The 5,506-nt window shown below is 63.9% G+C and carries 4 protein-coding genes and 1 pseudogene; all 5 read right to left on the bottom strand.

What is annotated here, in order from left to right; translation table 11 throughout:
- The coding region (locus WCB02_RS31175; RefSeq protein WP_423964163.1) for an efflux RND transporter permease subunit at positions 1 to 2,412 on the bottom strand (2,412 nt) is incomplete at its 3' end.
- 103 nt (positions 2,413 to 2,515) lie between these two features.
- Positions 2,516 to 3,709 carry an efflux RND transporter periplasmic adaptor subunit gene (locus WCB02_RS31180; protein ID WP_423964165.1) on the bottom strand — a complete coding sequence of 398 codons (1,194 nt, stop codon included), beginning with the start codon at positions 3,707 to 3,709 and terminating at the stop codon, positions 2,516 to 2,518.
- Between the two features lies 1 nt (position 3,710).
- Positions 3,711 to 4,412, bottom strand: coding sequence for a TetR/AcrR family transcriptional regulator (locus WCB02_RS31185; protein ID WP_423964167.1), 702 nt, complete (start codon positions 4,410 to 4,412; stop codon positions 3,711 to 3,713).
- Between the two features lie 270 nt (positions 4,413 to 4,682).
- Positions 4,683 to 5,273 (bottom strand): thiamine pyrophosphate-dependent enzyme, encoded by a 591-nt coding sequence (locus tag WCB02_RS31190; RefSeq protein ID WP_423964169.1) that lies wholly within the window; start codon positions 5,271 to 5,273, stop codon positions 4,683 to 4,685.
- Positions 5,270 to 5,506 (bottom strand): annotated as a pseudogene (locus tag WCB02_RS31195) (phosphonopyruvate decarboxylase); the annotation flags it as partial. The pseudogene WCB02_RS31195 and the gene WCB02_RS31190, both read right to left, overlap by 4 nt.

Consider the following 5,506-nt stretch of genomic DNA (forward strand, 5'->3'; position numbering starts at 1 on the left):
CGGCACCGCCGAGAAGGTCGCGGAATTGAGCTGGTTGTAGTGGGTCAGCGCGTTCGGATCGGTCGCGGTCTCGATCGACACCACCGTCGACAATGGGATCTGCTGCCCGCTGCCGGACGGCAGATAATAGCCGCCGAGCGATTCCGGCGACAGCCGCATGCCGCGCGGAACCTGCGGGATCACCTGATAGGATCGGCCTTCGAGGTTGAAACGGTTGACATAATTGCCGCCGAGCAGGGTGGCGAGCGTACCGCCGATGCTCTGCATGGTGATGCCGAGATCGCTCGCCTTCGCACGATCGACCTTGATCCGGACCACGGGCTGGTTGAAATCGAGATCGGAGTCGGAAACGATGAACAGGCCGCTCTTGCGCGCGGCATCCTTCAGCTTCAGCATCTGCTCATAGACGGCCTGAAAGCTCTCGGTCGAATTGATCACCATTTGCACCGGCAGGCCGCCGGGACCGCCCGGCAGCGGCGGCAGGTTGAACGCGAAGGCCTGGACGCCTTCGATCTTGGAGAGTTCGGCCTGCACAAGCGACTTCAGCTTGATCGAAGACCGGGTCCGCTCGTCCCACGGCTTGAGCAGCATGCCGGCGATGCCGCCCTGCGGGCCATTGATGCCGTTCAGCACGAAACGCAGATCGGTCTCCGGAAATTTCTGGAACGCCTTGTCGAGCCTGTCGCCGTAGAAATCCACATAATCGATGTTGGCGTATTTCGGCGCCTTGGTCACCGCGAACACGATGCCCTGGTCCTCTTCCGGCGCCAACTCCTTGGAGGTGTGCAGATAGAGGAAGCCGACCAGGCCCAGGATGGTCAGCGCGAACAGGCCTGTGATCGGCCGATAATCGAGCGAACGGTCGAGCCGCCTGCCATACCAGCGCGTCATCGCGCCGAACACCCGGTTGACGAGCCGGGCGAAACGTCCCTCCTCGGCGCTCTTCAGGAACATCGAGCACATCATCGGCGACAGCGTCAGCGCGATCACGCCGGAGACGATCACCGAGCCCGCCAGCGTGAAGGCGAATTCGCGGAACAGCGAACCGGTCAGGCCGCCGAGGAAGCCGATCGGCGCGTAGACCGCGGCAAGCGTGATCGTCATCGCGATCACGGGGCCGACGATCTCACGCGCCCCCTCCAGCGCCGCCTGCACCGGCGATTTGCCCTCCTCCAGATGACGGTGGATGTTCTCGACCACCACGATGGCATCGTCGACCACGAGCCCGATCGCCAGCACCATGGCGAGCAGTGTCAACAGATTGAAGCTGAACCCCATGGCCAGCATCAGGCTGCAGACGCCGACCAGCGACAGCGGAATGGTGACGACGGGAATCACGACCGAGCGGAACGACGCCAGGAACAGGAAGATGACGACGATGACGATCAGCACGGCCTCGCCCAGCGTCTTCTCGACCTCATCGATCGAGGACTGGATGAAGGCGGTGGAATCATAGGCCACCTTCATCTTCATCGACGGCGGCAGATTGCGCTCGAGTTCCGGGAATAGCGCGCGGACGCCCTTCACCAGGGTCAGCGGATTACCCTGTGGGGTCGCCTGCACGCCGATGAAGATCGCGTGCTCGCCGTTGAAGGCGACGCTGGCATCGGTGCTCTGCGCCGCGAGCTCGACGGTCGCGATGTCCTCCATCCGCACGAAGCCGCCATTGGCGGATTTGACGATCATGCGCTTGAACTGCTGGACATTCTGCAGGTCGGTATTGGCCGAAACGTTGGAAACGATGAAGAAGCCCTTGGACTGGCCGGCGGCGGCCTGGAAATTGTTGGCGGCGATCGCCGCCGAGACATCGTTCGGCGACACGCCGCGCCCTGCCATCTTCACCGGATCGAGCCAGAGCCGCATCGCAAAGGTCTGGCCGCCGAGAATGTCGGCGGAGGCCACGCCATCGACGGTCGACAGCACCGGCTGCACGACCCGGGTCAGATAGTCCGAGATGGCGCTGCCGCTCAGATCCTCGCTGGAGAAGCCGAGATACATCACCGCCGTGGTCTGGCCGGTGGTCTTGGTCACGATCGGGTCGTTGGATTCCTTTGGAATCAGGTATTTGACCGAGTTCACCTTGGCGAGGACCTCGGTCAGCGCCTGGTTCGGATCGAAGTTCAGCTTGATGTAGACCTGGATCGTCGAGGTGCCGAGCACCGACGACGACGTCATGTAGTCGACGCCCTCGGCGGAAGCGACCGCCTGTTCGATCGGCGTGGTGATGAATCCGTTGATCAATTCCGGCGACGCGCCCGGATAGACCGTCGTGACGTTGACGACGGTGTTCGACAGCTTTGGATATTGCCGGATCGGCATCACGGCCCCGGCGCGCAACCCGATCAAAAGGATCAGCAGGCTGACGACGACCGACAGCACGGGGCGCTTGATGAAGATATCGGTCAGGGCCATTGCGGCGATCTCTTTAAGATGTCGGTACTTCGATGTCGGTACCGGATGTCGGTAATTGATCTCATGGCATGACCCCTTGCGGATCATGCCTTCGCGAGTCGTCTCAGTAGCGCGGCGGCTCAGCCGGGATCGGCGGCGGCGGATTGGGTGAGATCGCGACCGCGGCGCCCGATTGCAGCTTGAGCTGTCCGACCGCGACGACCCGGTCGCCGGCCTTCAAACCCCTGAGGATCTCGGCGCGTCCGTCGATCCGGTCCCCGGTCTGCACGAAAGAGCGGACTGCGGTCAGGCTGGTCTTGCCGTCGTCCGCCTTCTTCTCGTTGATGACGAACACCGAGTCGCCGTAGAGCGTGTAGTCCACCGCGGTTTCGGGGACGGTGACGACCGGCGGCTTGTCCGGCAGCACCACGGTCGTGGTCGCGAACATGCCGGGCTTCAGGATGTGCTCGGGGTTCGCAATCGTCGCCTGCACGCGGATGTTGCGGGTGTCGGTCGCGACCTGCGGCTCGATGGTGGTGATCTTGCCCTCGAAGGCGCGGCCCGGATAGGCATCGACCGCGACGCGCACGGTCTGGTCGACCTTCAGCTGGGCGCTGTCCTTTTCCGGGACCGTGAAGTTGGCATAGAGCACCGACAGATCGGTCAGCGAGACGATCTGCGTACCCGCCGTCAGATATTGTCCGACTTCGACGTGACGGACGCCGAGTTCGCCGTCGAACGGCGCCCGCACCAGCTTCTGCGAGATCAGCGCCTCGGTCTTGGCGATGCCCGCATTGGCCTGGTCGAACGCCGCCTGCGCCGAATCCACCGTCGCCTGCGGGCCGAACTGGCGCGCGGCCAGTTGCTTGGCGCGATCGAGCGACAGCTGCGCCACCGTCAACTGCGCCTTGAAGTTTGCGAGGTCGCCCTGATCCGGCGCGTCATAGAGCTGCACCAGAGCCGTGCCCGCCTTCACCTGCGCACCCGCCGTGAACATGATGTCGGTGATGCGCCCGCTGACGTCGGAGGTCACGTTGACCTGATGCACGGCGGCGAGGTCGCCGACCGCGGTCAACAGGTTCGGAACCACCTCGGACTTCGCCTCGGCAATCGAGACCAAGGTCGGCGGCGGCTTGTTGTTGGCGAAGAACTGCGCGATCATCTGGCTGCGGAAATGGTCGAACCAGACCAGGCCGCCGGCCAATAGCGCCAGCAACAGCCCGATGATGATGAACCACCGCACCATGCGGACCGGACGCTTGCGCGGCGGCTCGACGATCGGCTTGCCCGAGATATGCGGCTCCGTGACAATGTTCATGTCATGCACTTTCTGCGGCGACCGGTGCAGTTGGCGTCAGCGTCAACTCGCGGTCCAGATGCGAATGAATTGCGGCTTCGTTAAGTCCGATGCCCCGCAGCAGAAACTCGCAGAGCTGCCGCTCGAGGTCGGGAGCGTTGCCGTAGGACAGGCAGGGCACGGCCGGCAGTCGCGTCAGCGCCGCCATCAGCGCGGTGTGATGGATGAACCAGAACAGGTTGAGCGGATCGCGTCCCACGCGCACGGCGTCGCCTGCGGCAACCGCCGATTCGAGCGAGGCCCCAAACATCGGGCCGAGCAGCCTTTCGACCTTGGCATAGAGCAGGCGTGCGAATTCGCCGTCGTCGAGATGACTGGTCAGCATCAGCCGCAAGCGCTGCGCGTCCTCCTGGTCGGGTCCGGCAGATATCTGCAGGAAATGGCAGACCATGCTCTTGACCAGATGGACCAGCGCCGTGGTTGACGGCGACTGACCCAACAGCTGCGCCAGTTCCGGATCGGCCTCGCATTCCTCGGCCAGGATTTCCGCATAAAGCGCGGCCTTGGAGGGGAAGTGCTTGAACAGCAGCGCCTCGGAAATGGCCGCCGCCGCCGCGACGCTCCTGGTCGTGGTGCCGGCAAAGCCATGCCGGGAAAAGCAACGCTTGGCTGCCCCAAGGATCAGTTGCCGCCTGAGGTCGCTGGTCATGCGCAGGGTGCTCATCTTGTGAGTAAGCACTCACCTGGGCAAAAAGTCAAGGATTCTGCTGCGACGCAACTACCGCTGACGCTTCAAGCAGATCGGGCGGCAACCCATGAGGCCGGCGTGTGGCGGCCTTTGAGGTAACCGCCATTCAATGAGCACAGCTCATCTCTCCCGCTTGCGGGGAGGTCGACACGCACTGGCGCGCCGGAACACGTCGGGTGGGGAAGTCTGACCGCGCACTGCGGAAGCACCCAACCCGGCCGCGCGGTTCGACTGATCGAATGCGGGTTAGATCGGCTCAAACCCCAGATCGCGGCGCAAACGGGTCAGGATGAACATACCATCGCGATTGGAGAGCACGCGCTCCAGATTCGCGGCGTCGATCTTGACGCTGGCAAAGCGCGGCCCGGACGAGACCTCATGCAGGACGGCTGCGAAGGCCTCGATCTCGGCCATGGTCTCCAGCGCGCGGGCATCCTTGATGCCGCAGGCCCGCGCGACGCCGATCAGATCGGCGGCAGACGCGGTGTGGCTCATCTGGCCGCCGGTTTCGCCATAGGCTTCGTTGTCGAGCACGATGATCGAGAGATTGGCGGGTTTCTGCAGACCCACGGTGGCAAGGCTGCCCAGTCCCATCAGCATCTCGCCATCGCCGGTGATGACCGCGACCGGCAGTGTCGGCTGTGCCAGCGCCAGACCGAGCCCGATCATGACGGCGCCGCCCATCGCGCCCCATAGATAAAAATTGCGGGCATGATCGCCGGCGGCCGCGATGTCGTAGGTCGAGGCGCCCAGGCCGCCGACCACGATCGCATCCTTGCGGTCTTTCAACAGGCTTGCGACGACGCTGCGGCGTTCCAGGAGGTTGGCTTTGCTCATTTCACGAAAACCTTGGTTCCGATCAGGCGCTGCGACAGCAGCACTGCGGTCGGCGTGCAGGCGTTGTAGGCCTGGCTCGCGGCGGCCTCCATCACCTCGCGCACCTCGTCCGGATGCGACGCCCGCAGCACCTTGATACCAGACAGCTCGAGGACGGCCTGCGTGCTCGATCCCATCGGCACCTGCCAGGGATTGAACTCGCCCCATTCGCCGCGCATCGTCACCAGGGTCAG

This window comes from Bradyrhizobium sp., from assembly GCF_049581145.1.
In the GTDB taxonomy this organism is placed as follows: Bacteria; Pseudomonadota; Alphaproteobacteria; order Rhizobiales; family Xanthobacteraceae; genus Bradyrhizobium.